Here is a 24,614-nt window from a genome sequence, read left to right on the forward strand (position 1 = left end):
CGCACGCCGAGAACAAACGGCATGCACCATCGGTGATAGCATCACGGTTCCAGAGAGAAGACTGTTGGCCATGGCACTGAACGACGCAGTTGCGCAACGCCCCATCGCGGGAGCAAAGGCGTTATCGCGAAGCCGAAAAGAACAGAGCCCGCACGGCCTTACAACCGTGCGGGCTCTTGTAGCGGTGTGAAGCGGCCTTACGGCTGAGCCTCGACTTCGGCTTCTACGCGACGGTTGATGGCACGGCCATCAGCAGTGGCGTTATCGGCGACAGGACGGCTTTCACCGTAGCCCACTGCCTGCACGCGGCCAGATTCAACACCATACTGATTCACCAGTACATCACGAACGGCGCTGGCGCGACGCTCCGACAGACCCTGGTTGTAAGCATCGCTGCCGACCGAGTCGGTATGACCTTCAACCACGGTGCTGGTTTGCGGGTACTGCTTCATGAAATCAGCCAGAGCTTTGATATCGCCGTAGCTTTCCTGCTTGACCTGGGCTTTGTCGAAATCGAACTTGACGTCCAACTCGACTCGCACGGCTTCAGCCGGCTCGGCGACCACGACTTCCTCGACGACCACTTCTTCCTCGACCACAGCTACTTGCTGCGCATCGGCCCCATGAACCCAGCAGTATGCCGCTGCCAAGCCAGCACCGGCGACAGCACCACCGCCTGCCCAGGTAGAACTTTCGATTGCGCCCAGTGCAGCACCACCGACACCGCCTACGGCTGCGCAAGTGGGCCAGTCGGTTTTCTGCAACCCGGCACAACCGGTCAACAGGGTACTAGCCAGAATCAGGGGTACAGCGTTCCTTGTGATACTCATACTTTAGGTCTCCAATGTTCATCGGCCCATAACCGACTCCATAGTAGTAAAGACAGGAGTTTTACAATCCGCCAGCTATAGAAGGTATTGCGCTTAGTTTCTTCTATCTCTAGGCCTATTAACGACACCACGTTAGTCTTTAGTGACTTTTCGAGGATGTTCGATGACTGCCAGCCTAAGTTCCCGTACGCCACAGCAGGCCCTGGCCGCGCTGCTCGCCCGTTATACGCCCGAGAAACTGCTGTTGCTCGGAGCAAGCGAATTACCCGCGCTCAGCGCTTTCCAGAACGCTCATCCACAGTGTCGTGTCACTACTGCACCAGCTGCTCCGCTGGCGCCTGAAGTGGCCGCACAGCGATTCGACCTCGCCCTATTGGTCGATTGCCTGGAGCACCTGCCCAAACGCGAGGGTCTGCAACTGCTCGGCGGCATCCGCAACCTCAATGCCAGCCGAGTCGCCGTACTGGTCGACCTGCAGGCCGGCGATTGGCAAGAAACCGACTTCTTCGCCCTGGCCATGCAAGCAAGCGAGCAATTCCAGCGCGAAGGACAGACCCTGCATCTGTTCACCTATGATCTGCTCGATTACAAGCAAGTTCCCGACTGGTTGAACGCAAAGTTCTGGGCCAACCCGGAAAACTTCGGCAAGTACTGGTGGTAACGCGATGAATCCACTCGACCCCAACTGCCCTTGCGGGAGCGGCAACCCGCTGAGCCAATGCTGTGGTCAATACCACGACGGTGCTTTTGCCCCCAGTGCCGAACTGCTCATGCGCTCGCGCTACAGCGCTTATGTTCTAGGCCAGGTGGACTATCTGGTCGCAACTACCCTGCCAGCTCAACAAAGTGCACTGGATCGCACCGCCATGACTGCCTGGAGCGCTCAAAGCACCTGGCTGGGCCTGGAGGTGGAAAGCAGTGATGTATTCGGCGGCCAACCCGAGCACGCTCAGGTCACCTTTACCGCACGCTGGCATGACCAGCAGGGTGAGCACAGCCATCGCGAACGCTCGGCCTTCGTGCAGATCGACGCACGCTGGTACTTCATCGATCCGACCGTACCGCTGAAAGCCGGGCGCAATGACCCCTGCCCCTGCCAGGGCGGACAAAAGTTCAAGAAGTGCTGCGCCGCCTACCTCGGCACCTGAGCCGGGCTGGCACTTACGACGCTTTCTGCTTGAGTTGAAACGTCCACCCGGACATTCAACAAGGAGAAAGTCATGCACAAGAAGAGTGGTATCGCCATCATCCTGGCCGCCCTGCTCGCAGGCTGCGCCGGTCAGCCCACTGGGCAACAAGGGGAGCGTATCGACCTGGGGGATAGCCAGCGCGTCAGCCGGCTATTCGCCTATCCGAACAACTGCAGTGTGATCTGTTACCGCGACTGGACGCTGGAACAGACCGTACAACACTACCTGGAGCAGAGCCTCAAGCGAGACGGCTACGCTCAGGCCAGCGTAAAGGTGCTGCGCAGCGGCGAACGTATTCAGGCTTACTTCGAGGGCACCCCGCCGGGCTATGGCCAACCACTGCAGCAACTGCTGGATTCCGGCGACCTCGCCTACCAGGGTGCCAGCCAACTGAACAAGGATGGCAAGTGGCAGTACAACTGGTACTTCTTCCTGCCATTGGGCATGGCCCTGGAAAATCGCAAGAGCGTCGAACTGCTGCACTTCCCACCTGACTACTCTCTGACTCAAGCCCAGGACTACCTTCGCTCCAGCACCACGGATCGCTGGGCCGCCCTGCTCAGCAGCAACGGCGTACCGCCAGAGCAGACACCGGCTTACCAGACCATCGTCGATATCGCGCCGATTGCCGCTCCCGCCAACGCCGGCAGCGCACTCGAAGGCGTCTACAGCTATTTCAACCGCTATCAACAACGCATGGTCGTCGAGCTGAGCGCTGGCAAAGGCGACGGTACCTTGCCAATGGTTGCATTCGGCAGCCCGGTACGGAACTGGATCAAGCAGCAATACGGCGTATCGCTTGCAGTACTTGGCCTGGGTCAGATCACTGCAGCCCCCGGCCAGCAGGTTTCAGTCCTGGGAGCCAATCATCCCAGCTACATCTGGTATGCAGCCGACCCCGCCAACAATCAGGGCAGCGAGGACAAGGCCAATGCGACCGGAATCAAGGTCATGGGACAGGATCTGAGCGCAGCTTGCTGGCAGGCCGGCATGGGCCAGCAACCTTCACGCGACCCGAAGCAGACCCTCGATGGCTGCACCCAGAAATGGCAGGTGACGGACAAGCTGCAGACCTGCGAGCTGTTCTTCGTGACAGTGCGCAATCTCAAACCTGAAGAAGCCGAAGCCAAGTGCAAGAGCCAGGCGGGCTGACCACAGGGCCAGCGATCACATGAAAACGCCGCGACTGAGCAAACGAGTCGCGGCGCTTCCTGATGTTCAGCCGTAGCCCGGATGAAATCCGGGGATATCCTCACAATTTCCGGATTGCACCGGGCTACTACTTATTCCTGCAATTTCAGGTGTGAGGTATCGGGCGGCGGTGCAGCCGCTGCGGCCTTGGCCTGGCCCATATCACTGCCGACCGGTGCCAGGCTGAACTGGGACAGATCGACTTGCGGTGCCGCTGCATCAGGCCTGGCATCCTGAAGATCGCTACCGACCGGAGCGATACCGAAATCTGGTGCATCCACCTCACTGAATGCCGCCATGTATTCGTCCCGTGGCGCCACCTGCAATCGGCCGGGGCGCGCGGCCTGCGCAGCTAAAGGTGCCGCGAGAGCAGAGACTGGCTCGACCGGAGGCGGCGGCGCCAGCTCGACCTCTTCGATCAACACGTCCATGTCGACCACATCGACCCGAGCACCGGCTCGCTCCAGCGTAGCCCGGTATTTCTCGGCGCCGGCCGCATCCAGGTTGTTCTTGATCACGATACGCCGCCCGGAAAACAGCTGGGCGATGCGCTGAGCATCGGCCTGGAACAGCTTGGCCAGATTGGCCTTGACCAGCTCCAGCTGGGCGCCCGGCACCAGCTGCCCGGAAAAGGCGATCTCGTAACGGCTCATGGTCACACTCCTGTCCTATTCGGCCATCAGTATGGCGCAGGTTTTTTTGCGCTGACACCGTCGGCTTCTCATCCCGACCTCGCAAAGTCTTCCCAGTGCAAGTAGCGACAGTATCGCCTTGAAAATAATGGCATCTTCCCAGTTGCAGCCAAGCAGTTGCTTGTTACACTGGGGCGCAATGGGGGTATGAAATGTTTTCTCAGGCGCAAATGATAAGAATTATCAGCCTATTGATGTTTTTCGGCCTGACTTTTGGCCTTGCAGGATGCTCTACCTGGATGACAGGTGGATTCAAGGACCCGGATGTCCAACTCATCAAAGTTGATGTCATCAAGGCCAGACTGCTCGAACAGGAGTTCCGTCTGCGCTTTCGTATCGACAACCCCAATGGGGTAAGCCTTCCCGTACGCGGGCTGGACTACAACGTCCACCTCAATGGCATCCTGCTTGCCGAAGGCCACTCCAACGAGTGGTTCACCGTTCCCGCTCACGGCCACCACACTTTCGAAGTTCCGGTGCGCACCAACCTCTGGCGCCATGTCAGGCAGGTGGTAAAAATGCTGGAAAAACCCGACACACCAATCCGCTATACCCTCAAGGGTGAAGTCAAAACCGGCATGTTGTTCGGTCGAAGCGTGCACATGTCGCGCAATGGCGAGATAATTCCTGGCGATTTCATCCCCGAATAACCAGCAAGAGCAACCACCATGAGTAACCAACCCCACGTCCACGGCCCTGACTGCGACCATGACCACGATCATCATGATCATGGTCATGTGCATGGCCCGCACTGCAATCACGCTCATCAGGAGCCGGTTCGCAACGCGCTGAAAGACGTCGGTCGCAACGATCCCTGCCCTTGCGGTAGCCAGAAGAAGTTCAAGAAGTGCCACGGCGCCTGATCAGCCGATGAGCACTCTCACCCTCTCCCTGTTACTCGGTCTGGCGCTGATCGCAGCGCTAGGCCTCTATGCCCTGCACCTCTGGCGCCGTGTCTGGGCCCAGCAGCGAGCCCACAAGGAAGCGACTCAGGCACGCCAGGAAAGGCTCGGGGGAGACCTCGCTATCCTCGCCAGCAGCCTGCTGGATGAACAACTGCCGTTGATCGAAGGCGCCATTCGCATCAAGGTGCTGCTCGACAACTACGACAGCAGCCTGAGCAACGATCCTCGCTGCCAGGTGTTTCATCAGCTTTTCGAGGCGACAGCCGACGTTCCCACCCATACCGCCTGGAAGGCTCTGGACAAGGGCGACAAGCGACGCTTCGAGCAGCGCTTCAGCGAGTTGGAACAGCAGCACAAAGTCCCTGCCCATACCGCTGCACGCTGGCTTCTGGATGAAGGGCTCAAGCGCGCGCCCGCAAACGCCTGAGCCCCTCTTGCCAGGCCTGCATTGCCTCTTTACCTTGGCGACTTCACGGCTGGCCACTCACTGACCGGCCCTTATGCCCCGTCCTGACCGTATTCCAAGGAATTTCGCCATGCGCACGCTGGCCTGCCTGACCCTTGCAGTTTCACTGACCGGCCTTGCCGGCTGCCAGTCTCTGCTCAATAGCCGCTATGCCGACAGCGTGCCGCCGACTCGCGGAGTGGAGCGCGTCAAAGGCATCGCCGAGAGCGCATCGGTCAGGCGCAACGCCCTTGGCATGCCACTGATCGAGTCGGGTACATTCCATGACGCACTCTTTACCCTCGGCTACGTGCATGCGGGTGATCGCCTCAGCCAGATGGTCGGCATGCGCCTGCTCGCCCAGGGACGCCTGGCGGAGCTAACCGGACCAGGTGCGCTGGAAATGGATCGATTCATGCGCGCGGTGAACCTCAAGAAGAGCGCAGAAATCCTCTACGCCGACGCATCGCCACGCCTCAAGCGCTTCTTCGAGGTCTACTCACGCGGCGTCAACGCTTACATCTTCCGCTATCGCGATCGTCTGCCGATGGATCTGGCCGAGGCCGGCTATCGACCCGAATACTGGAAGCCCGAGGATTCGGTACTGCTGTTTTGCCTGCTCAACTTCGGCCTGGCGGTGAATCTCCAAGAAGAAATCGCCGCACTGACCATGGCCCAGCAAGTGGGAGCTGACAAGCTGCCTTGGCTGCTGCCAATCTACCCCGATGAGCCCCTGCCCTTCGCCGAGGCGGAAAAACTCGCGGGCCTGAATCTCAAAGGTCAGCTGCCTGGGCTGCAGGCGATTTCCCGAACCGCCGCGCAGATCGCCGAACAACACATGCTTGGCGTCGCCGCCTCAAATAACTGGGCTATCACCCCCGAACGCAGCCGTGGTGGCAAAAGCCTGCTGGCCAACGACACTCACCTGCCGCTGAGCATGCCTTCGCTGTGGAATTTCGTGCAGATCCGCTCGCCCAAATACCAGGCCGCAGGAGTCTCCCTGGCTGGCGTACCGGCCGTTGTGGCCGGCTACAACGGCAAGCTGGCCTGGGGCATGACCATGGTCATGGGCGACAATCAGGACATCTACCTCGAACGCATCAAGCGTGAAGGCAGTCGCCTGATGTACCAGGCCGACGGCAAATGGCTGCCGGTCATGGAACGCCAGGAAACCTTCTTCATTCGTGGCCAACGCCCCATCCGCGAAACGCTCTACGAAACCCGCAATGGCCCGCTGCTCAACTCGGTACTGGGTGAGCGCAAGCACGCCCTGCAACCGCTACCTCTACAGAGTGGTTATGGCCTGGCGCTGAAGACCACCCAGTTCGAACGTGACAAGAGCCTCGATGCCTTCTTCGACCTGTCCCGGGCGCAGTCGGTCGACCAGGCCTTCGAAGCGGCGCGGGAAATCCGCGCCATGCCACTCAACATCGTCTTCGCCGACGCCCAGCACATCGGCTGGCAGGTCACCGGCCGCTATCCGAACCGCCGCGAAGGTCGCGGCCTGCTTCCATCCCCTGGCTGGGACGAGCGCTATGCCTGGGACGGCTTCGCCGATCCGATGCTGCATCCCTACGACCAGGATCCACCACAAGGCTGGCTGGGCACTGCCAACGAACGCAGCGTACCGCCAGGTTATGGCATGCAGCTGTCGAGCTCCTGGTATTACCCTGAGCGCGCCGAGCGCATCGCCCAACTGGCCGGCAACGGTCGCCACGATGGCCGCAGCATGATCGCCATGCAGTACGACCAGACCTCGCCCTTCGTCGCCAAACTGCAAACCATGTTCAACGACCCGGCCATGCACGACCCGCTGCGCCAGGCCATTGCCGCCCTGCCGGCCGGCCAACGCGAGCGCGCCGATGAAGCCCTGAAACGTCTGCTCGCGTTCGACGGCAAGCTCACCGCCAGCTCGGCAGATGCAGCCATTTACGGCGCCTTCCTGCATGAAAGCGCACGGCAGATCTTCCTCGACGAACTCGGCCCGGACACCAGCCCGGCCTGGAAAGCCCTGGTGGAAACCGCCAACACTTCCTACTCCGCGCAGGCCGACCATCTGCTCGGCCGCCCGGACAGTCCGTTCTGGGACGACATCCGCACCCCGCAGAAAGAAGACAAACCGGCCATTCTCGCGCGCAGCCTGGCCGCCAGTATCGAACTGCTGGAAAGCCGCCTGGGCAACGAACGGCGCAACTGGCAGTGGGGCAAGCTGCACACCTACGAATGGGTAACCGACACCACGCGCATGGCGCCGTACATGAGCGCCAGCCAACGTACCAGCATCAATGCACTGAAAGGTTATCTGGATCGCGGTCCCTACCCTGCTGGCGGCGACCACAGCACGCTGAACGTCTCGGCGTACGCCTGGGGCCAGGACTTCAATACCGCCCTGATCCCCGCCATGCGCATCGTCGTCGACTTCGCCGCCGACGAGCCGCTGGTCGGGGTCAACAGCTCCGGCCAATCGGGCAACCCGGCCAGCCCGCACTATGCCGACGGCATCGAGTCCTGGCTGAAAGGCGGCTACATGAGCTTCCCATTCAAGTCGCAGAATCTGGACAAGGTCTATGGCAACCAGCGCCTGCTGTTGATGCCGGGCAAGTGACGACCGTTCGTCGGGCGGCGCTGAACCTTTCGCTCAGCGCCGGACTCTGAATAATCGACTTACTCCATAGATCATCGTTTTAAGGCGCCTCTGGCGCCTTTTCTTTTGCCTGAAGAAAAGATGGCATTTGCGCATTGCGCAGTGAACTTTCCAACCGATACAGGTTCAGAACCTATGCATCGATTGAAATGCTCCCCTGGCGCCTCTGGCGCCTATTTTTTTGCCTGCGATTTCTCGCCTCGCTCCCCTTCATAGCCGCGCAGCCATCAGGCCAACAAGCTGCGGTCGAAGATAAAGGCGCCTGCTGCCACTGGCCGATGCTCCAGCAGGTTCTGCGGCCGCCCCATCTTCGGGTAGTTCTTCTCGCCAGTCTCGCTGATCCAGCCTTGCGCCTTCATGCGTTCCAGTCGCCCGCGCAGCGTGGTGTGCTGTACCGGTTGGCCCAGACAGGCCTGGAACGCGCACAAAGCCTCGGTAACGGTGAAACGCGACGCCAATAGATAAAGCGGCAGCGAGCTATACACCGACTTGCCCTGCAAGCGCTCGAAAGCCAGGCGAACCAACTGCGCATGATCGAAAGGCAGCGCCTGCTGACCTGTCATCAGCCCCTGCAGGTCGACGAAACGCAGGTTGTCATCAGGCGGTATCGCGTCCGGCGCCAGCAGTGCCAGATAACAGGTACTGAGCGACCAACCACGCGGATCCCGGACACCATTGCCCACCGTCGCCACCTGCTCCAGATACTGCGGCTGCAGTTTCGCCTTGTCGGCCAGCGCTCGTGCTGCTGCAGCATCCAGGCTGACGTCAGCGCAACGACCATTGACCAGCACTCCGGGCAACGCCCATTGACCCGCGAAGGGTTCGCGCCCACGACGTACCAGCAGCACCTGCAGCGCGCCCTCCTCACTCAGGCGCAACGCGACGATATCGACCCCCGCCAAAACTTCTGCAGCACTCATCTGTGCCTCCCGGCCTCCATGACATATTTCATCTTGAACAATAACCCAGGTTTTTTCATCTCTGTTCGTGAGGTATCGCTTGACTACATATTTCATCTAATGAAATATGTAGTCACTCCAAACGAGAAAGGAGCCACGCCATGAAGATTGCCAGTTTCGATGTCGATGCCCAGAAAGGCTTCACTCCGCTTTGCCCGAACGAGCTTCCGGTACCCGATGGCGACAGCATCGTTCCCGCGCTCAACCAACTGGCCAGCCGTACTCAACTGCGCATCGGCAGCAAGGATGCCCACAGCCCGAAGGCCGCCTGGGTAGTCGACAATCACGCCGACATGCTGCAGTTCCTGCCCATGGCCAACGCCGACCTGACCTGGGTCAGCCACTGCGTACCCGGTACAACGGGTTTCGAATTGCTCGACGACCTGCCCGCACCGCTGGATTACGACTACTTCGTGTGGAAAGGCGTGGAACCGGATCTGCACCCTTACGGCGCCTGCTATCACGACCTGGCCGAGAAGCGCAGCACGGGCGTGATCGAATTTCTCCGGCAAAATGGCGTCGACCTGATACTGGTGGGCGGCCTGGCACTGGACTACTGCGTCAAGACCACTGCCCTGCAACTGCGCCGCGCCGGCTTCGAGGTGATCGTTCACCTGCCAGCCTGCCGCGCCATCGCCGACGACACCGCCCAGGCAGCCTGTCGCGAGATGCAAGACCGCGGCATTACCCTGACCGCCAGCCTGGAACAGCTGGATATGGCCCTGGCCAAGGAGACCCAAGGATGAGCAACAGCATCTTCGCCGACCGCATCGTGCAGAACCTGCTCGATACCGATTTCTACAAGCTGACCATGATGCAGGCGGTGCTGCACAACTACCCCAACGCCGAAGTCGAATGGGAGTTCCGCTGCCGCAACGCCGAGGATCTGACGCCTTACCTGGCCGAAATTCGCTACCAGATCGAGCGCCTGAGCGAGTTGAGCCTGACCGTCGACCAACTCGCCTTCCTCGAGCGAATTCCGTTCATCAAGCCGGACTTCATCCGTTTCCTCAGCCTGTTCCGCTTCAACATGCGCTATGTGCACACCAGCATCGAAGACGGCCAGCTGAATATCCGCCTACGTGGCCCCTGGTTGCACGTGATCCTCTTCGAAGTCCCGCTGCTGGCCATCATCAGCGAGGTGCGCAACCGTTACCGCTATCGCGAAGTGCTGCTGGAGCAGGCTGCCGAGCGCCTGTACGAGAAGCTCGACTGGCTACGCGCCGAAGCCACTGACGACGAGCTGGCCGGTTTCCAATTGGCGGATTTCGGCACCCGCCGGCGCTTTTCCTATCGGGTTCAGGAGCAGGCCGTACGCATCCTCAAGCGCGACTTCCCAGGGCGCTTCGTCGGCACCAGCAATGTGCACCTGGCCCGTGAATTCGAACTCAAGCCGATCGGCACCATGGCCCACGAATGGCTGATGGCCCATCAGCAACTCGGCCCGAGGCTGATCGACAGCCAGATCGCCGCGCTGGACTGCTGGGTACGCGAGTACCGTGGCCAACTGGGGATCGCCCTCACCGACTGCATCACCATGGATGCCTTCCTGGGTGATTTCGATCTGTACTTCGCCAAGCTGTTCGATGGCCTGCGCCACGATTCGGGCGACCCGCTGGTCTGGGCAGAAAAAGCCATCGCCCACTACGAGAAGCTGGGCATCGACCCCATGAGCAAGACCCTGGTGTTCTCCGACGGCCTCGATCTGCAGAAGTCGCTACAGCTCTATCGTGCACTTTCCGGGCGAATCCACGTAAGCTTCGGCATTGGCACCAACCTGACCTGCGACATCCCTGGCGTCGAACCGATGAACATCGTGATCAAGATGATCGCCTGCAACGGCCAACCCGTAGCGAAGATCTCCGACACGCCGGGCAAGACCCAGTGCCGCGACGAGAACTTCGTCAGCTACCTGAAACACGTCTTTCGCGTCACCCAGTGAGGACTCCAGACATGAGCAACCGCCAAGCCGAAATCGCCGCCGCCCTCGACGTGGTGCCGCCTTTCGCCGATGAAGCTGCCCTGGTGGCGGAAATCGAACGACGTAAGACCTTCATCAAGAACACCCTCAAGCAATCCGGCCTGAAAGTGCTGGTGCTGGGTATCAGCGGTGGCGTGGACTCCACCACCGCTGGGCGCCTGGCTCAGTTGTCGGTCGAGGAGCTGCGCGCCGAAACCGGCGACCAGGGCTACCGCTTCATCGCCGTGCGCCTGCCGCACAACGCGCAGCACGATGAACACGACGCGCAGGATTCGCTGAAATTCATTCGCGCCGACGAGAACGACACCGTCAACATCGCCGGCAGCGTCAATGGTCTGGGCGAACAGGTCACGCACCTGCAAAAGCTCAGCGATGCGCGCCGTGACTTCGTGGTCGGCAACATCAAGGCACGCATCCGCATGGTCGCGCAGTTCGCCATCGCCAACGCCAATAACGGCCTGGTGATCGGCACCGACCATGCTGCCGAAGCGGTGATGGGCTTCTTCACCAAGTTCGGTGACGGCGCCTGCGACCTCGCCCCGCTCTCCGGCCTGGTAAAGAACCAGGTTCGCGCCATCGCCAAACACCTCGGCGCGCCACAGCATCTGGTGCAGAAGACGCCGACCGCCGACCTGGAAGAATTGCGCCCCGGCAAGCCGGACGAGGAAGCGCATGGCGTGACCTACGCCGAAATCGATGCCTTCCTACATGGCGAGAAGGTCAGTGACGAGGCCTACGCCACCATCGTGCGCACCTATGACGCCACTCGCCACAAACGCGAACTGCCGCTGGTTCCTTGAAGCGGATAGCCATGCGCACTCAGGTGTGCATGGCGTCGGTCGTCAAGCCGGGCGCGACGGCGACAACAGTTCGATCTTGTAGCCGTCCGGGTCTTCGACGAAGGCCAGCACCCGCGTGCCGTGCTTCATCGGCCCAGGCTCGCGGGTGATCTTGCCGCCCCGGCTGCGGATATCGGCACATGCTTTGTGAACATCCTCCACCTCCAGCGCAATGTGCCCATAGCCAGTGCCCAGCTCATAGCTCTGCACGCCCCAGTTATGGGTCAGTTCGATCACGCTGTTGTGCGCTTCGTCGCCGTAGCCGACGAACGCGAGGGTGAACTGACCATCCGGATAGTCCTTGCGCCGCAGCAGGGTCATGCCCAGCACTTCGGTGTAGAAGGCGATGGATCTGTCCAGATCGCCGACGCGCAGCATGGTATGCAGCAGTCTCATGAAGATTCTCCTCACCGGCTCGGTATTTTCATGGGCCATGAACGACGAACCCCGGCACATGGCCGGGGTTCGTTGACATGCAGCAGGCAGTCTATCAGACCAGCTTGCGGCCCTTGCCGGCAGCGATGCGCATGCGCAGGGCATTGAGCTTGATGAAGCCCGCCGCGTCCTGCTGGTTGTAGGCGCCGCCATCTTCCTCGAAGGTCGCGATGTTGGCGTCGAACAGCGAGTCGTCGGACTTGCGGCCGGTGACGATAACGTTGCCCTTGTACAGTTTCAGGCGTACCACACCGTTCACGTTGGCCTGGGAGGCGTCGATCATCTGCTGCAGCATCAGACGCTCCGGGCTCCACCAGAAACCGTTGTAGATCAGGCTGGCGTATTTCGGCATCAGCTCGTCTTTCAGGTGAGCCACTTCGCGATCCAGGGTGATCGACTCGATGGCTCGGTGAGCCTTGAGCATGATGGTACCGCCGGGGGTTTCGTAGCAGCCGCGGGACTTCATGCCGACGAAACGGTTCTCGACGATGTCCAGACGGCCGATGCCGTTCTCGCCGCCGATGCGGTTCAGCTCGGCCAGCACGGTGGCTGGGCTCAATTCCTTGCCGTCAATGGCGACGATGTCACCAGCACGGTAGGTCAGCTCGATGTAGGTCGGAGTATCAGGCGCCGCTTCCGGCGACTTAGTCCAACGCCACATGTCTTCTTCGTGCTCGGTCCAGGTGTCTTCCAGCACGCCGCCTTCATAGGAGATGTGCAGCAGGTTGGCATCCATGGAGTACGGCGACTTCTTCTTGCCGTGACGCTCGATCGGGATGGCGTGCTTCTCGGCGTAGTCCATCAGCTTCTCGCGCGACAACAGATCCCACTCGCGCCACGGAGCGATGACCTTCACGCCCGGCTTCAGTGCATAGGCACCCAGCTCGAAACGCACCTGGTCGTTACCCTTGCCGGTGGCGCCGTGGGAAATGGCGTCGGCGCCAGTCTCATTGGCGATTTCGATCAGGCGCTTGGCGATCAGCGGACGGGCGATGGAGGTACCCAGCAGGTACTCGCCTTCATAGACGGTGTTGGCGCGGAACATCGGGTAGACGAAATCACGCACGAATTCTTCGCGCAGGTCGTCGATGTAGATTTCCTTGACGCCCATGGCCTGAGCCTTGGCGCGGGCCGGCTCGACCTCCTCGCCCTGACCGAGGTCAGCGGTGAAGGTCACCACCTCACAGTTATAGGTATCTTGCAGCCACTTGAGGATCACCGAGGTGTCCAGGCCACCGGAATAGGCCAGAACTACCTTTTTGACGTCCGCCATGCCATCACTCCACGGGTTGTACGGTAAAACCGGTGATTCTACTGACCCTGCGGGCCAATTTACAGGGGCGCGACAGCTAGTGACGACGAAGCGACGACAAGAATGGCGTTTTCTGTCTCAGGAGGGGGTACTTCCAGCCGGGTCGACCGGTGTACTCGGTGGTGCCGCCTGCGGGGCGCTCTGTGGCGGAGCCTCGGGGGCTGGCACACGTTCCAGGCGCAAGGTGGCCCGGCGGTTCTTGGCTCGATTGGCTTCGCTGTTGTTCGGCGCCAGCGGGTAACGCTCACCATGGAAGCGCATGGTGATCTGCTCGACCGGCACACCACCGGCCACCAGATACTCCTGCACGGCCAATGCCCGGCGGCGCGACAAATCGCGGTTGGTCAGGCGATTGCCGCTGTTGTCGGCATGCCCGTCGATCTGGAAGCTGTTGATGGTCGGGTCAGCCTTGACGAAGTCGATAATGATATCGAGCTTGGCCTTGGCCATCGGATCGAGATCGATGCCGCCACCTGGAAAGCCGATCTGCGCCTGACGAATCTGGTCGAAATTGACTGGCAGCAGGTTGGCGGTACAGGCCTGGTAATCGTCATAGGCCTTGTGAAACTTCACCGGTAGCAGGCGCACTTCCAGGTTGTCGCCGCCGTTCAGCGTGCGGTGGCGCACCAGCGGACTGCGGCCTTCGAGCAGGCCGGTGAGCAAACGCGCGCCCTGCTCCTGCGAACTGTTGAACGGCACCTCGCCATTGCCGACGCTGACCACACCCAGGTTGATATCGCCACGCCCCGGCTGCCAGGGCGCTGCAGCTGCCAGCAACGTGGCAGAACCGGCCCCCATCCAGCGCTCGCGCGCCTTGAGACGGAAGGTGACCTGCTCGCCAGCTCGGCGCACGAACTCGCCGCTGCCGAAGTTGCTGATCGGCTGAGTGAGCCGGCACTCGAACTTGTCCCCCTCGACCTTCCACTCCACGCTCTCCAGACGCGTCTGGAAGCTGATGGCGTGTGCCGGCAGACACAGGGCCAGGCCGGCCAGCAGGCTGGGAAGGAGGAGATGAGGCTGGCGCACGACGGGCTCCACGAAAACGCTGTTCTTTCTAGGTATCGGTGGCTTCCGGAAAAACTGTAGGGCGAGCGTCGGTACATCAGCAGGATTTGTTGTGTGTCACTGGCTGCCCATGGTGTTACTCGACCGTGCCACCACACCTGCGCGGCCCTGTAGTTCGCAGGATGGTCTTCGCGACACCACCCCGCAGTCAGACGAGGCAGAAGCGAATCGCCGCGCTGGCGCACGCCGGCCTGGGTGCTCGAATCTCGCAGCCTGCAGCGCATTTTCCGCCGGTTTCCGGTAGCATTCGCAGCCTGATTTGCCCGCCTGGAACTCCCCATGTCCGACCGACTGACCCTACTGCGCCCCGACGATTGGCACATTCACCTGCGCGACGGCGCGGTGCTGCCGCACACCGTCGGCGATGCCGCCCGCACCTTCGCTCGCGCGATCATCATGCCCAACCTGGTACCGCCGGTACGTAACGCCGAAGAGGCTGACGCCTATCGCCAGCGCATTCTCGCCGCCCGCCCGGCCGGCAGTCGCTTCGAGCCACTGATGGTGCTCTACCTCACCGACAAGACCACCGCCGAAGACGTGCGTAACGCCAAGGCCAGTGGTTTCGTGCATGCGGCCAAGCTCTACCCGGCTGGCGCCACCACCAACTCGGACTCCGGCGTCACCAGCATCGACAAGATCTTCCCAGCCCTCGAGGCCATGGCCGAAGTGGGCATGCTGCTGCTGATTCACGGCGAAGTCACGCGCACTGAAATCGACGTGTTCGACCGCGAAAAGACCTTCATCGACGAGCATCTGGTGCGCGTGGTCGAGCGCTTCCCGACGCTGAAGGTGGTCTTCGAACACATCACCACCCGCGATGCCGTGCAGTTCGTGCAGAGCCGCCCGAACAACCTCGGCGCCACCATCACCGCCCATCACCTGCTGTACAACCGCAACCACATGCTGGTCGGCGGTATTCGTCCGCACTTCTATTGCCTGCCGATCCTCAAGCGCAACGTGCACCAGGAAGCCCTGCTCGACGCAGCCGCAAGCGGTGACAGCCGCTTCTTCCTCGGCACCGACTCGGCACCGCACGCCCAGCATGCCAAGGAAGCCGCCTGCGGCTGCGCCGGCTGCTACACCGCTTATGCCGCCATCGAGCTGTATGCCGAAGCCTTCGAACAGCGCAATGCGCTGGACAAGCTGGAAGCCTTCGCCAGCCACCACGGCCCGGACTTCTACGGCCTGCCACGCAACACCGACAGCATCACCCTGGTGCGCGAAGAGTGGGTCGTACCGGCCACCCTGCCCCTGGGCGAGAACAGTGTGGTGCCGCTGCGCGCCGGTGAAACCCTACGCTGGAAGCTGCTGGAGGGCCAGGCGTGAGCGAAGACAACTACGAAGACGAACTGGAAGCCAGCCTGCCGTCCGGCCCACGCACACCAATGGCCGCGCGCTTCCGTGGCTACCTGCCAGTCGTGGTGGATGTGGAGACCGGCGGCTTCAACAGCGCCACCGATGCGCTGCTGGAAATCGCCGCGACCACCATCGCCATGGATGAAGGCGGCTTCCTCTATCCGGATCACACCCACTTCTTCCGCATCGAACCGTTCGAAGGCGCCAACATCGAACAAGCCGCGCTGGAATTCACCGGCATCAAGCTCGATCACCCGCTGCGCATGGCGGTAAGCGAAGAGCATGCCCTGGGCGAAATCTTCAAGGGCCTGCGCAAGTCGATCAAATCGGCGGGTTGCAAGCGCGCCATCCTGGTCGGCCATAACAGCAGCTTCGACCTGGGCTTCCTCAATGCGGCGGTGGCGCGCTGCGGCATCAAGCGCAATCCGTTCCACCCCTTCTCCAGCTTCGACACCGCGACCCTAGCGGGCCTCGCTTACGGCCAGACCGTGCTGGCCAAGGCCTGCCAGACCGCCGGCATCGAGTTCGACGGCAAGGAAGCGCACTCGGCCCGCTACGACACCGAGAAAACTGCCGAACTGTTCTGCGGCATCGTCAATCGCTGGAAAGAAATGGGTGGCTGGGACGAGTTCGACCAGTAGGCCTTACGCCTGACCCGAAGCATGAAAAACCGGCCTTGCGCCGGTTTTTTCATGGCTACGGCAATCCGCTCAGGAACCGTTCGTCAGCCAATGCGAGTGTTCCCAACAGATCTTTGACAAGCATTCTCATTAACATTAGTATCCTTCGCATCGAACAGAACAACCAAGACGAGCCTTGCTTATGTACGTCTGCCTCTGTGAAGGTGTTACCGATACTCAGATCCGCGACGCGGTCTACGAGGGCTGCTGCAGCTACCGCGAAGTCCGTGGTACGCTCGGCATCGCCAGCCAATGTGGCAAATGCGCCTGCCTGGCCAAACAAGTGGTACGTGAAACCATCGCCGAAGTTCAGAGTAGCCAAGCAGCACTGGCCTACCCTGCCGGGTTCGTCGCCGCCTGAATCGAGACCTAGACCTCGACATAAAAAAACCGGATCCCATGATCCGGTTTTTTATGCCCGCCGTTCAGCTGATCTCCCAGAGGCCTTCGCCTGCCAAGAAGACCTGCCAGGCTAGAGACCATCGCTCTTCAGATGCTCCAGATTGACCGCCTCACCGGGCTTGGCGTGCAGCTTGGCGCGAATATCCTCGAAAATGGCGTCGTATTCCTGATGCGCCCGCATGATCGGGCTGGCATTGGGATGCAGGCCATGCTTGGCCACCAAACGAGAAATCACACTGGCGAAATTGAAGGCGGTATCGCGGTGCATCTCGAATACCTCCTCGAAGTGCTGGCCATCGATCTCGCCGACCAGGCGCCCATGTAACATGGCGCCCTCCTGCGGATCCTGACGAACCTCATAGTAAAAGTCGATGCTGTATCCGGGTTGGCCATTCTCTCCGGGTAGGTTGCTGCGATGCAGGTGTCCAGGTTCGAACATGATTCAACTCCTTTGACGTGATGCATGAGCTCCCGGCAGGAGCGCCCAGACAGTCTAGACCGTGATTCACGCCCCTGCCGCGCACCACCTCAGTGCAGCGTCGAATCCCCTGCCCTTTCCTGTACCAGCACCCAAGGGGCCACCACCACCGCCCAGAGTTGCGGATCACGGGCTAAAAGGTCTTCGGCGCGGGTATCTTCGAACTTGCTCAATACCCCCTGGTTCATCCATTGCGCGACCCTGGCCTGGTCATCGCTCGCCAGGGCCTGCGCCACGGCGATCAGATCCGCATGCCCTGCCACCCAAAGCAGCGCACCACGAGCAAAGAAGGGTTGCAGCTCCTGCCAGCGAATAGGTGCGGTTTCGCCAAGCAGCTTGGCATAGAGGGTGCTAGATTCATCCGTCATGGTGTGCCCCGTATCGATGGCGGTAAGTGCAGGCGCGCATGATAGCGCCGGCTCTTCCCCTGACAAGCCGCGGGACGCTCTGTAGCCGCAACGGGGCACGCCGTATTTCTATACATTCCTTGCAATTTAGCGACAACCCCGCGTTCAGCCTCCCAATGCCGGCTTTTCAAGGCGCAAATCCGCGCTCTACACTGTTCCGGTACAGTTGCCTGAGGCGTGACCGGGGTGTTGAACCCGGTTCTGCAGCTTAGGCAGCAAGAACTACAACAATGAAGACACAACGACGAGTGGAGCACTCATGAATAAGGCTACTAAGCAGATTTCCAAGCTGTTCGCTGCAATGGCACTGGCGGGGGCGGCCAGCTATTCGATGGCGGCCGACAACATCAAGATCGGCCTGGCCGGTCCGGTGACCGGTGCCGTCGCCCAGTACGGCGAGATGCAATTCATCGGCGCCAAAATGGCAATCGAGCAGATCAACAAGGCCGGCGGCGTCAACGGCGCCCAACTCGAAGGCGTGGTCTACGATGACGCCTGCGATCCGAAGCAAGCCGTGGCGGTAGCCAACAAGATCGTCAACGATGGCGTAAAGTTCGTGGTCGGTCACCTGTGCTCCAGCTCCACTCAACCGGCTTCGGACATCTACGAAGACGAAGGCATCCTGATGATCACTGCGGCTTCCACCAGCCCGGACATCACCGCTCGCGGCTACGAACTGGTATTCCGCACCATCGGCCTGGACAGCCTGCAAGGCCCGACCGCCGGCAACTTCATCGCTGACCACGTCAAGCCGAAAAACGTCGCTGTCATCCACGACAAACAGCAATACGGCGAGGGCATCGCCACCGCGGTCAAGCAGACCCTGGAAAGCAAAGGCGTGAAAGTCTCCATGTTCGAAGGCATCAATGCCGGTGACAAGGACTTCTCGGCTCTGATCGCCAAGCTGAACCAGGCGGGTGTCGACTTCGTCTACTACGGCGGCTACCACCCGGAACTGGGCCTGCTACTGCGCCAGACCAAAGAGCGTGGCCTGAACGTCAAGTTCATGGGCCCGGAAGGCGTGGGTAACAAGGAAATTTCGGCTATCGCTGGCCCTGCTTCCGAAGGCCTGCTGGTCACCCTGCCGAAGTCCTTCGATCAGGATCCGGCGAACAAGGCACTGGTTGATGCCTTCAAGGCCAAGAACGAAGACCCGAGCGGTCCGTTCGTGTTCCCGGCCTACGCGGCCGTTCAAGTTATCGCCGAGGGCATCGAGAAAGCTGGCGACACCGACACCGCCAAGGTGGCCGAAGCCCTGCGCGCCAACACCTTCAAAACGCCGACCGGCGACCTCGCTTTCGACGAGAAAGGCGACCTGAAGAACTTCAACTTCGTGGTCTACGAGTGGCACCAGGACGGTTCCAAGTCCGAAGCCAAGTAAGCTTCCCGCCTGAACCCAAAGCCCACTGCACACGCAGTGGGCTTTGCTTATTAGAAGAATTCCGGCCTTGCGCTGCGCCACAAGCGCCGCTTCACGCAGGCCCAGGAGTTAGGCAATGCCTGAGCTTTATCACTACCTACAACAACTGATCAATGGCCTGACCATTGGCAGCACCTATGCCCTGATCGCCATCGGCTACACCATGGTCTACGGCATCATCGGCATGATCAACTTCGCCCATGGCGAGGTCTACATGATTGGCTCGTACGTGGCCTTCACTGTGATCGCCGGTCTCGCCATGTTCGGCCTCGAAGCCGTGCCGTTCGTGATGATCGCGGCCTTCGCCGCCACCATGATCGTCACCAGCGCCTACGGCTACAGCATCGAACGGGTCGCTTACCGCCCCTTGCGCGGCGGCAATCGACTCATCCCACTGATCTCCGCGATCGGTATGTCGATCTTCCTGCAGAACGCCGTATTGCTCTCCCAGGACTCCAAGGACAAATCCATCCCCAGCCTGCTACCCGGCAATTTCCTGTTCGGTGAAAGTGTCAGCAACGGCGTGGTGATTTCCTATATGCAGGTGCTGATTTTCATCGTCACCTTCGTCGCCATGATCGGCCTGACCCTGTTCATCTCGCGCTCGCGCCTTGGCCGTGCCTGCCGTGCCTGCGCCGAAGACCTGAAGATGGCCAACCTGCTGGGGATCAACACCAATAACATCATCGCTCTGACCTTCGTCATTGGCGCCTCGCTGGCCGCCATCGCGTCGGTGCTGCTGAGCATGCAGTATGGCGTGATCAACCCGCATCTGGGCTTCCTCGCCGGCATCAAGGCGTTCACTGCCGCAGTGCTCGGTGGTATCGGCAGCATTCCGGGCGCCGTGCTCGGCGGCCTGCTGCTCGGTGTAGCCGAAGCCTTCGGCGCCGACATCTTCGGTGATCAATACAAGGATGTCGTCGCCTTCACTCTGCTGGTACTGGTTCTGCTGTTCCGCCCCACTGGCATTCTCGGTCGCCCAGAGGTGGAAAAGGTATGAGCAGCGCTATTACGAAAAACCTCAAATCGGCGATTTTCAGCGCCCTGCTGGTGCTGATCATTTCCTACCCGGTACTGGGCCTGAAACTGACCACCGTCGGCATCAGCCTGCGCGTAGAGGGCGCGACCGCGCTCGAGCTATGGTGCATCGGCGCGGCGGCAACGCTGATCTTCATCTGGCAACTGCTGCGTGATCGCCTCACTCCAGCCTGGGCCAAGGTATCGCTGCCACGCCTGCCCGGTAGCGCAAGCAACTTCCTGACCCTGCCCTCTACCCAACGCTGGGTGATTCTGGCGCTGATCGCCTTCGCCCTGGTCTGGCCGTTCTTCGCCAGCCGTGGTTCGGTGGACATCGCCACGCTGATCCTGATCTACGTGATGCTCGGCCTCGGCCTGAACATCGTCGTTGGTCTGGCCGGCCTGCTCGACCTGGGCTACGTCGGCTTCTACGCCGTCGGCGCTTACAGCTACGCGATCCTTGCCCACTACTTCGGCTTCGGCTTCTGGATCTGCCTGCCACTGGCAGGGATGATGGCGGCGCTGTTCGGCTTCCTGCTGGGCTTCCCGGTGCTGCGCTTGCGCGGTGACTATCTGGCCATCGTGACCCTCGGGTTCGGCGAGATCATCCGCATCATGCTGCGCAACATGACCGAGTACACCGGCGGCCCGAACGGCCTGAGCATCGCCAACGAGAACAAGCCGACCCTGTTCGGTCTGTCCTTCGAACGCCGCGTGCCGGCCGACATGCCGACCTTCCACGGCTTCTTCGATATCGCCTACAGCTCGATGTACAAGGTGATCTTCCTCTACCTGATCGCCCTGCTGCTGGTGCTGCTGACCCTGTTTTTGGTCAACCGCCTGCTGCGCATGCCGATCGGCCGCGCCTGGGAAGCCCTGCGTGAAGATGAGATCGCCTGCCGCGCGCTGGGTCTGAACCCGACCGTGATCAAGCTCTCGGCCTTCACCATCGGCGCCAGCCTGGCCGGTTTCGCTGGCAGCTTCTTCGCTGCCCGTCAGGGCCTGGTGACGCCGGAGTCCTTCACCTTCATCGAATCGGCGATGATCCTCGCCATCGTGGTGTTGGGCGGCATGGGCTCGCAGTTGGGCGTGATTCTCGCAGCGGTGGTCATGGTCATGCTGCAGGAGATGCGTGAGCTGAGCGAGTACCGCATGCTGATCTTCGGCCTGGTCATGATCTTCATGATGATCTGGCGCCCGCAAGGTCTGCTGCCGATGCAACGTCCCCACCTGGAGCTGAAGCGATGAGCCGCCCGATTCTTGAAGTAAGCGGCCTGACCATGCGTTTCGGCGGCCTGCTGGCCGTCAACGAGGTGGCCCTGAAAGTAAGCGAAAAACAGGTGGTCTCGATGATCGGCCCGAACGGCGCCGGCAAGACCACCGTGTTCAACTGCCTGACCGGCTTCTATCAGCCGACCTCCGGCAGCATCCGCCTCAACGGCGAAGCCATCGAGGGCCTTCCAGGCCACAAGATCGCGCGCAAAGGCGTGGTACGTACCTTCCAGAACGTGCGTCTGTTCAAGGACATGACCGCAGTGGAAAACCTGCTGGTGGCCCAGCATCGTCACCTGAACACCGGCTACCTGGCTGGCCTGTTCAAGACGCCGGCCTTCCGCCGCAGCGAGCGTGAGGCGATGGACTTCGCCGCGCACTGGCTGGAGCAGGTCAATCTGGTGGAGTTCGCCAACCGCACCGCAGGCACCCTCGCCTATGGTCAGCAACGCCGCCTGGAAATCGCCCGTTGCATGATGACTCGCCCAAGCATCCTCATGCTCGACGAACCGGCCGCGGGCCTGAACCCACGCGAAACCGAAGACCTCAAGGCGCTGATCGCCATGCTGCGCGACCAGCACGGCGTCACCGTGCTGCTGATCGAGCACGACATGAAGCTGGTAATGAGCATTTCCGACCACATCTACGTGATCAACCAGGGCACGCCTCTGGCCGATGGTACGCCGGAGCAGATCCGCAACAACCCGGACGTGATCAAAGCCTACCTGGGGGAAGCGTAAATGCTCAGTTTCAACAACGTATCCACCTTCTACGGCAAGATCCAGGCGCTGCACGACATCAGCATCGAAGTGCAGAAAGGCGAAATCGTCACCCTGATCGGTGCCAACGGCGCCGGCAAGTCGACCCTGCTGATGACGCTTTGCGGTAACCCGCGCGCCACCAGCGGCAGCATCCGCTACATGGGCGAAGAGCTGGTCGGCATGGACACCCCGGAGATCATGCGCAAGAGCATCGCCATCGTGCCGGAAGGCCGCCGCGTGTTCGCCCGCCTGACCGTCGAGGAGAATCTGGCCATGGGCGGCTTCTTCGGCAGCAAGGCTGACAATCAGGAGCAGATCGACAAGGTGCTGCACCTGTTCCCACGCCTGAAGGAGCGCTTCGCTCAGCGGGCAGGCACCATGTCCGGCGGCGAACAGCAGATGCTGGCGATCGGCCGTGCGCTGATGAGCAAGCCGAAACTGCTGCTGCTCGACGAGCCTTCGCTCGGTCTGGCGCCGATCATCATCCAGCAGATCTTCGACATCATCGAGCAACTGCGTGAAGACGGCGTGACCGTGTTCCTGGTCGAGCAGAACGCCAACCAGGCGCTGAAGCTGGCCGACCGCGGCTACGTGCTGGAGAACGGCCATATCGTGATGCAGGGTAGCGGCGAAGCGCTGCTGAACGATCCGAAGGTGCGCGACGCCTACCTCGGAGGCTGAACGCGCTCTACAAGCTGTATCGTAACCGCCCTTCGGGGCGGTTCTTTTTTGTGGGCGTGCGCGTTACACGAACTGTTAAGCGGATATTTCCAGCCTATTGCGTCTACCCCGGCCAGTATTAGGCTCAACGCTTCTGCCCTTGTGAAACAGCGGTCATGCGTAAATCCCTGCTCCTGCTACTGGCTCTCACCCTGCTGCTCGGCGCGTGCAGTCGAGTCGGCCTGGCCTACCGCAACCTCGACTGGTTGATCCCCTGGAAGCTGGGTGACTACGTCACGCTCAGCAGCGAGCAGAGCGCCTGGCTCAAACCCCGACTGCAAGAGCACCTCTCCTGGCACTGCAGCGTGGAGCTCCCGCGCTACCTGGAGTGGCTGGAAACCAGCCAGCAGGCGCTGAGCAATCGCGACAGTGCAGGCCTGGCCAAACAACTGGCGGCCTTCGACGAAGCCATGCAACGCATCGCCGTGGAAATCACGCCCAGCACCACCGAACTGTTGCGCGGCCTCAGCCCACGCCAGGTGGAACAACTGTTCGAGGAGCTGGAGAAGCAGAACGAAAAATTGCGCGAAGAATTCCTCTCCCCCTCATTGGAGCAGCAGATTGCCAGGCGTGCCGAGCGCATGTCGGAGCGCCTGCAACCCTGGTTTGGCAAACTGAATACGCAACAGACCCGCGAGGTGGAGAACTGGGCGCAAAGTCTGGGTGCACAGAATGAGATATGGCTGGCCAACCGCCTGGCCTGGCAGCAAGCGCTGCGTGAAGCGCTGGAAGTCCGCCGCGGTGATGACTTCGAAGCGCGCATGACCGCCCTGTTGCAAGAGCGCGAACGCTTTTACACGGGCGACTACCTGGCCCGCTACGAGGCAAACCGGCAAGCCATGGCCGAGCTGATCGTCGACCTCATCGAGCAGGCCGAAGACAGCCAGTTGGAGCGCGCGCGCAAGCGCCTCGATGGTTTGCACAGCGAATTGGCAGCCCAGCAATGCCAGGCACCCGATGGCCTGGCCGGGCGCTGAGCCGCTTCGCCGTCAGATCCCGATCTTGTCCAGCGACTCACCGATGGAGCGCCAGAATCCGCGCTGTGCTCGCTCCACCTCGACCTGGCTGGCAGCAATGCGAGTCATCGGCTGCACGCTACGCGTGGCTCCCAGTTCCTGCTCGGCCAGCTCGGCCGAAACCAGTTGCAACGGCCCATCGGCATTGGTCTCGGACGCTGAGTTCTGCGGTGGCGGGCCGTCCTCGTCATAACGCAGGTAGTAGGTAGCGCCTACTGCTGCATCGAGGGTGAAGCTGGAGATCAGGGTGAAATCCAATGGCCCGTCGGCCAGCAACGTCCAGAAACTTCCAGCCAGTGGGCGACGCATCTCCAGCTTGTAGTTGGCCGCATCGAACTCCAGCACCAGATAGCCATTGCTGGGCAGGCTGCCAATCAGGCGATTGTCGAGAAACAAGCCTGGCGCTTCGAGCTCCTGATCCGCCCAGTCGTTGCGTGGCCGATAGAGGTAAACCAGCGCGTGATTCTCGTCACTCAGCGTGTGCGCAACGAAGGGTTCGCCCTCCACGTCACCGAAAAAGGCGCCCGGAGTGGAGCAGCCAACCAGAAGGCAGATGGAGAACGGCAGCAGCAAACGGCGCATCGGGTCGTCCTTAGC

At 61.1% G+C, this 24,614-nt stretch carries 28 protein-coding genes; 19 read left to right on the top strand and 9 right to left on the bottom strand.

Annotated elements, in window-relative coordinates; all coding sequences use genetic code 11:
- Nucleotides 1–197: 197 nt before the first annotated feature.
- Nucleotides 198–830: an OmpA family protein gene (locus C7A17_RS27300; protein ID WP_106736635.1), complete on the bottom strand. Its 633-nt coding sequence runs from the start codon at nucleotides 828–830 to the stop codon at nucleotides 198–200.
- Nucleotides 831–993: 163 nt separating this feature from the next.
- Between C7A17_RS27300 and C7A17_RS03120 the strand changes: the two genes are divergently transcribed.
- The 3 genes from C7A17_RS03120 to C7A17_RS03130 all read left to right on the top strand — a co-directional run bounded on the left by C7A17_RS03120 (nucleotide 994) and on the right by C7A17_RS03130 (nucleotide 3,172).
- Nucleotides 994–1,491, top strand: a complete 498-nt coding sequence (locus C7A17_RS03120) for a DUF6231 family protein (protein WP_106736636.1) — start codon at nucleotides 994–996, stop codon at nucleotides 1,489–1,491.
- 4 nt (nucleotides 1,492–1,495) lie between these two features.
- Nucleotides 1,496–1,978: a YchJ family protein gene (locus C7A17_RS03125; protein WP_106736637.1), complete on the top strand. Its 483-nt coding sequence runs from the start codon at nucleotides 1,496–1,498 to the stop codon at nucleotides 1,976–1,978.
- A 72-nt stretch (nucleotides 1,979–2,050) separates the two neighbouring features.
- The gene (locus C7A17_RS03130; protein ID WP_106736638.1) at nucleotides 2,051–3,172 is read left to right on the top strand and encodes a hypothetical protein; all 1,122 of its coding nucleotides are present in this window, start codon (nucleotides 2,051–2,053) and stop codon (nucleotides 3,170–3,172) included.
- A gap of 131 nt (nucleotides 3,173–3,303) precedes the next feature.
- On the opposite strand, the gene C7A17_RS03135 is transcribed toward C7A17_RS03130, so the two are convergent.
- A complete protein-coding gene (locus C7A17_RS03135) occupies nucleotides 3,304–3,864 on the bottom strand; it encodes a hypothetical protein (RefSeq protein WP_106736639.1) in 561 nt (186 codons plus the stop codon).
- A 191-nt stretch (nucleotides 3,865–4,055) separates the two neighbouring features.
- Here C7A17_RS03135 and C7A17_RS03140 point away from each other — a divergent pair, with 191 nt between their 5' ends.
- From C7A17_RS03140 to C7A17_RS03155, 4 genes are all read left to right on the top strand, one after another.
- Entirely contained in the window at nucleotides 4,056–4,553 is a 498-nt protein-coding gene (locus C7A17_RS03140) for an LEA/WHy family protein (RefSeq protein ID WP_170965184.1), read from the top strand.
- Between the two features lie 18 nt (nucleotides 4,554–4,571).
- The gene (locus tag C7A17_RS03145) at nucleotides 4,572–4,766 is read left to right on the top strand and encodes an SEC-C metal-binding domain-containing protein (protein ID WP_106736641.1); all 195 of its coding nucleotides are present in this window, start codon (nucleotides 4,572–4,574) and stop codon (nucleotides 4,764–4,766) included.
- 7 nt (nucleotides 4,767–4,773) lie between these two features.
- Nucleotides 4,774–5,235, top strand: a complete 462-nt coding sequence (locus C7A17_RS03150) for a DUF2489 domain-containing protein (RefSeq protein ID WP_106736642.1) — start codon at nucleotides 4,774–4,776, stop codon at nucleotides 5,233–5,235.
- 109 nt (nucleotides 5,236–5,344) lie between these two features.
- Nucleotides 5,345–7,858 (top strand): penicillin acylase family protein, encoded by a 2,514-nt coding sequence (locus C7A17_RS03155; protein WP_106736643.1) that lies wholly within the window; start codon nucleotides 5,345–5,347, stop codon nucleotides 7,856–7,858.
- Nucleotides 7,859–8,124: 266 nt separating this feature from the next.
- Here C7A17_RS03155 and C7A17_RS03160 read toward each other — a convergent pair whose 3' ends face one another.
- Nucleotides 8,125–8,817, bottom strand: a complete 693-nt coding sequence (locus C7A17_RS03160; RefSeq protein WP_106736644.1) for an NUDIX domain-containing protein — start codon at nucleotides 8,815–8,817, stop codon at nucleotides 8,125–8,127.
- A 140-nt stretch (nucleotides 8,818–8,957) separates the two neighbouring features.
- On the opposite strand from C7A17_RS03160, the gene C7A17_RS03165 reads away from it, so the two are divergent.
- The 3 genes from C7A17_RS03165 to nadE are packed head-to-tail and all read left to right on the top strand — an operon-like array spanning nucleotide 8,958 to nucleotide 11,637.
- Entirely contained in the window at nucleotides 8,958–9,602 is a 645-nt protein-coding gene (locus tag C7A17_RS03165) for a nicotinamidase (RefSeq protein ID WP_106736645.1), read from the top strand.
- On the top strand, nucleotides 9,599–10,798 hold the full coding sequence (gene pncB / locus C7A17_RS03170) for a nicotinate phosphoribosyltransferase (RefSeq protein ID WP_106736646.1): 1,200 nt from the start codon (nucleotides 9,599–9,601) through the stop codon (nucleotides 10,796–10,798). The genes C7A17_RS03165 and pncB overlap by 4 nt, the downstream gene beginning before the upstream one ends.
- Before the next feature lie 11 nt (nucleotides 10,799–10,809).
- Nucleotides 10,810–11,637 carry an ammonia-dependent NAD(+) synthetase gene (gene nadE, locus C7A17_RS03175; protein ID WP_106736647.1) on the top strand — a complete coding sequence of 276 codons (828 nt, stop codon included), beginning with the start codon at nucleotides 10,810–10,812 and terminating at the stop codon, nucleotides 11,635–11,637.
- Nucleotides 11,638–11,679: 42 nt separating this feature from the next.
- On the opposite strand, the gene gloA is transcribed toward nadE, so the two are convergent.
- The 3 genes from gloA to C7A17_RS03190 form a co-directional block, all read right to left on the bottom strand.
- Nucleotides 11,680–12,072, bottom strand: coding sequence for a lactoylglutathione lyase (gloA, locus tag C7A17_RS03180; protein WP_106736648.1), 393 nt, complete (start codon nucleotides 12,070–12,072; stop codon nucleotides 11,680–11,682).
- A gap of 94 nt (nucleotides 12,073–12,166) precedes the next feature.
- Nucleotides 12,167–13,384: an argininosuccinate synthase gene (locus C7A17_RS03185; RefSeq protein WP_106736649.1), complete on the bottom strand. Its 1,218-nt coding sequence runs from the start codon at nucleotides 13,382–13,384 to the stop codon at nucleotides 12,167–12,169.
- 117 nt (nucleotides 13,385–13,501) lie between these two features.
- Nucleotides 13,502–14,449 (bottom strand): flagellar protein MotY, encoded by a 948-nt coding sequence (locus tag C7A17_RS03190; RefSeq protein WP_106736650.1) that lies wholly within the window; start codon nucleotides 14,447–14,449, stop codon nucleotides 13,502–13,504.
- A gap of 318 nt (nucleotides 14,450–14,767) precedes the next feature.
- Here C7A17_RS03190 and pyrC point away from each other — a divergent pair, with 318 nt between their 5' ends.
- The 3 genes from pyrC (at nucleotide 14,768) to C7A17_RS03205 (ending at nucleotide 16,885) form a co-directional block, all read left to right on the top strand.
- Complete coding sequence (gene pyrC / locus C7A17_RS03195) at nucleotides 14,768–15,814, top strand: dihydroorotase (protein ID WP_106736651.1); 1,047 nt, start codon at nucleotides 14,768–14,770, stop codon at nucleotides 15,812–15,814.
- Nucleotides 15,811–16,485, top strand: a complete 675-nt coding sequence (gene rnt / locus C7A17_RS03200; RefSeq protein ID WP_106736652.1) for a ribonuclease T — start codon at nucleotides 15,811–15,813, stop codon at nucleotides 16,483–16,485. Before pyrC ends, rnt begins: the two co-directional genes overlap by 4 nt.
- A gap of 181 nt (nucleotides 16,486–16,666) precedes the next feature.
- Nucleotides 16,667–16,885 (top strand): bacterioferritin-associated ferredoxin, encoded by a 219-nt coding sequence (locus C7A17_RS03205; protein WP_106736653.1) that lies wholly within the window; start codon nucleotides 16,667–16,669, stop codon nucleotides 16,883–16,885.
- A gap of 111 nt (nucleotides 16,886–16,996) precedes the next feature.
- Here the strand turns inward: C7A17_RS03205 and C7A17_RS03210 are convergent, their stop codons facing one another.
- A complete protein-coding gene (locus C7A17_RS03210) occupies nucleotides 16,997–17,365 on the bottom strand; it encodes a DUF5064 family protein (protein ID WP_106736654.1) in 369 nt (122 codons plus the stop codon).
- Between the two features lie 89 nt (nucleotides 17,366–17,454).
- Entirely contained in the window at nucleotides 17,455–17,772 is a 318-nt protein-coding gene (locus tag C7A17_RS03215) for a DUF2288 domain-containing protein (protein WP_106736655.1), read from the bottom strand.
- Nucleotides 17,773–18,070: 298 nt separating this feature from the next.
- Between C7A17_RS03215 and C7A17_RS03220 the strand changes: the two genes are divergently transcribed.
- The 6 genes from C7A17_RS03220 to C7A17_RS03245 all read left to right on the top strand — a co-directional run bounded on the left by C7A17_RS03220 (nucleotide 18,071) and on the right by C7A17_RS03245 (nucleotide 23,978).
- The gene (locus C7A17_RS03220; protein ID WP_106736656.1) at nucleotides 18,071–19,192 is read left to right on the top strand and encodes a branched-chain amino acid ABC transporter substrate-binding protein; all 1,122 of its coding nucleotides are present in this window, start codon (nucleotides 18,071–18,073) and stop codon (nucleotides 19,190–19,192) included.
- Nucleotides 19,193–19,307: 115 nt separating this feature from the next.
- The gene (gene livH / locus C7A17_RS03225) at nucleotides 19,308–20,231 is read left to right on the top strand and encodes a high-affinity branched-chain amino acid ABC transporter permease LivH (protein WP_106736657.1); all 924 of its coding nucleotides are present in this window, start codon (nucleotides 19,308–19,310) and stop codon (nucleotides 20,229–20,231) included.
- Complete coding sequence (locus C7A17_RS03230; RefSeq protein ID WP_394337061.1) at nucleotides 20,228–21,496, top strand: high-affinity branched-chain amino acid ABC transporter permease LivM; 1,269 nt, start codon at nucleotides 20,228–20,230, stop codon at nucleotides 21,494–21,496. Before livH ends, C7A17_RS03230 begins: the two co-directional genes overlap by 4 nt.
- Nucleotides 21,493–22,260, top strand: a complete 768-nt coding sequence (gene livG, locus C7A17_RS03235) for a high-affinity branched-chain amino acid ABC transporter ATP-binding protein LivG (protein WP_106736658.1) — start codon at nucleotides 21,493–21,495, stop codon at nucleotides 22,258–22,260. Before C7A17_RS03230 ends, livG begins: the two co-directional genes overlap by 4 nt.
- The gene (locus tag C7A17_RS03240) at nucleotides 22,261–22,962 is read left to right on the top strand and encodes an ABC transporter ATP-binding protein (RefSeq protein ID WP_106736659.1); all 702 of its coding nucleotides are present in this window, start codon (nucleotides 22,261–22,263) and stop codon (nucleotides 22,960–22,962) included.
- A gap of 155 nt (nucleotides 22,963–23,117) precedes the next feature.
- Nucleotides 23,118–23,978, top strand: a complete 861-nt coding sequence (locus tag C7A17_RS03245; RefSeq protein WP_106736660.1) for a DUF6279 family lipoprotein — start codon at nucleotides 23,118–23,120, stop codon at nucleotides 23,976–23,978.
- Nucleotides 23,979–23,990: 12 nt separating this feature from the next.
- Here the strand turns inward: C7A17_RS03245 and C7A17_RS03250 are convergent, their stop codons facing one another.
- On the bottom strand, nucleotides 23,991–24,599 hold the full coding sequence (locus C7A17_RS03250) for a DUF2846 domain-containing protein (RefSeq protein WP_106736661.1): 609 nt from the start codon (nucleotides 24,597–24,599) through the stop codon (nucleotides 23,991–23,993).
- Nucleotides 24,600–24,614 lie beyond the last annotated feature (15 nt).

Source organism: Pseudomonas mendocina (genome assembly GCF_003008615.1).
In the GTDB taxonomy this organism is placed as follows: Bacteria; Pseudomonadota; Gammaproteobacteria; order Pseudomonadales; family Pseudomonadaceae; genus Aquipseudomonas; species Aquipseudomonas mendocina_C.

Coding starts and splice junctions, on each gene's coding strand:
- C7A17_RS03140 (WP_170965184.1), top strand. CDS start 4,056: ATGTTTTCTCAGGCGCAAATGATAAGAATTATCAGCCTATTGATGTTT.
- C7A17_RS03220 (WP_106736656.1), top strand. CDS start 18,071: ATGAATAAGGCTACTAAGCAGATTTCCAAGCTGTTCGCTGCAATGGCA.
- C7A17_RS03130 (WP_106736638.1), top strand. CDS start 2,051: ATGCACAAGAAGAGTGGTATCGCCATCATCCTGGCCGCCCTGCTCGCA.
- C7A17_RS03145 (WP_106736641.1), top strand. CDS start 4,572: ATGAGTAACCAACCCCACGTCCACGGCCCTGACTGCGACCATGACCAC.
- C7A17_RS03120 (WP_106736636.1), top strand. CDS start 994: ATGACTGCCAGCCTAAGTTCCCGTACGCCACAGCAGGCCCTGGCCGCG.
- C7A17_RS27300 (WP_106736635.1), bottom strand. CDS start 830: ATGAGTATCACAAGGAACGCTGTACCCCTGATTCTGGCTAGTACCCTG.
- C7A17_RS03160 (WP_106736644.1), bottom strand. CDS start 8,817: ATGAGTGCTGCAGAAGTTTTGGCGGGGGTCGATATCGTCGCGTTGCGC.
- pyrC (WP_106736651.1), top strand. CDS start 14,768: ATGTCCGACCGACTGACCCTACTGCGCCCCGACGATTGGCACATTCAC.
- C7A17_RS03210 (WP_106736654.1), bottom strand. CDS start 17,365: ATGTTCGAACCTGGACACCTGCATCGCAGCAACCTACCCGGAGAGAAT.
- C7A17_RS03125 (WP_106736637.1), top strand. CDS start 1,496: ATGAATCCACTCGACCCCAACTGCCCTTGCGGGAGCGGCAACCCGCTG.
- livH (WP_106736657.1), top strand. CDS start 19,308: ATGCCTGAGCTTTATCACTACCTACAACAACTGATCAATGGCCTGACC.
- C7A17_RS03240 (WP_106736659.1), top strand. CDS start 22,261: ATGCTCAGTTTCAACAACGTATCCACCTTCTACGGCAAGATCCAGGCG.
- C7A17_RS03135 (WP_106736639.1), bottom strand. CDS start 3,864: ATGAGCCGTTACGAGATCGCCTTTTCCGGGCAGCTGGTGCCGGGCGCC.
- C7A17_RS03230 (WP_394337061.1), top strand. CDS start 20,228: ATGAGCAGCGCTATTACGAAAAACCTCAAATCGGCGATTTTCAGCGCC.
- C7A17_RS03150 (WP_106736642.1), top strand. CDS start 4,774: ATGAGCACTCTCACCCTCTCCCTGTTACTCGGTCTGGCGCTGATCGCA.
- gloA (WP_106736648.1), bottom strand. CDS start 12,072: ATGAGACTGCTGCATACCATGCTGCGCGTCGGCGATCTGGACAGATCC.
- C7A17_RS03165 (WP_106736645.1), top strand. CDS start 8,958: ATGAAGATTGCCAGTTTCGATGTCGATGCCCAGAAAGGCTTCACTCCG.
- nadE (WP_106736647.1), top strand. CDS start 10,810: ATGAGCAACCGCCAAGCCGAAATCGCCGCCGCCCTCGACGTGGTGCCG.
- C7A17_RS03205 (WP_106736653.1), top strand. CDS start 16,667: ATGTACGTCTGCCTCTGTGAAGGTGTTACCGATACTCAGATCCGCGAC.
- C7A17_RS03215 (WP_106736655.1), bottom strand. CDS start 17,772: ATGACGGATGAATCTAGCACCCTCTATGCCAAGCTGCTTGGCGAAACC.
- C7A17_RS03185 (WP_106736649.1), bottom strand. CDS start 13,384: ATGGCGGACGTCAAAAAGGTAGTTCTGGCCTATTCCGGTGGCCTGGAC.
- C7A17_RS03250 (WP_106736661.1), bottom strand. CDS start 24,599: ATGCGCCGTTTGCTGCTGCCGTTCTCCATCTGCCTTCTGGTTGGCTGC.
- pncB (WP_106736646.1), top strand. CDS start 9,599: ATGAGCAACAGCATCTTCGCCGACCGCATCGTGCAGAACCTGCTCGAT.
- C7A17_RS03245 (WP_106736660.1), top strand. CDS start 23,118: ATGCGTAAATCCCTGCTCCTGCTACTGGCTCTCACCCTGCTGCTCGGC.
- C7A17_RS03155 (WP_106736643.1), top strand. CDS start 5,345: ATGCGCACGCTGGCCTGCCTGACCCTTGCAGTTTCACTGACCGGCCTT.
- livG (WP_106736658.1), top strand. CDS start 21,493: ATGAGCCGCCCGATTCTTGAAGTAAGCGGCCTGACCATGCGTTTCGGC.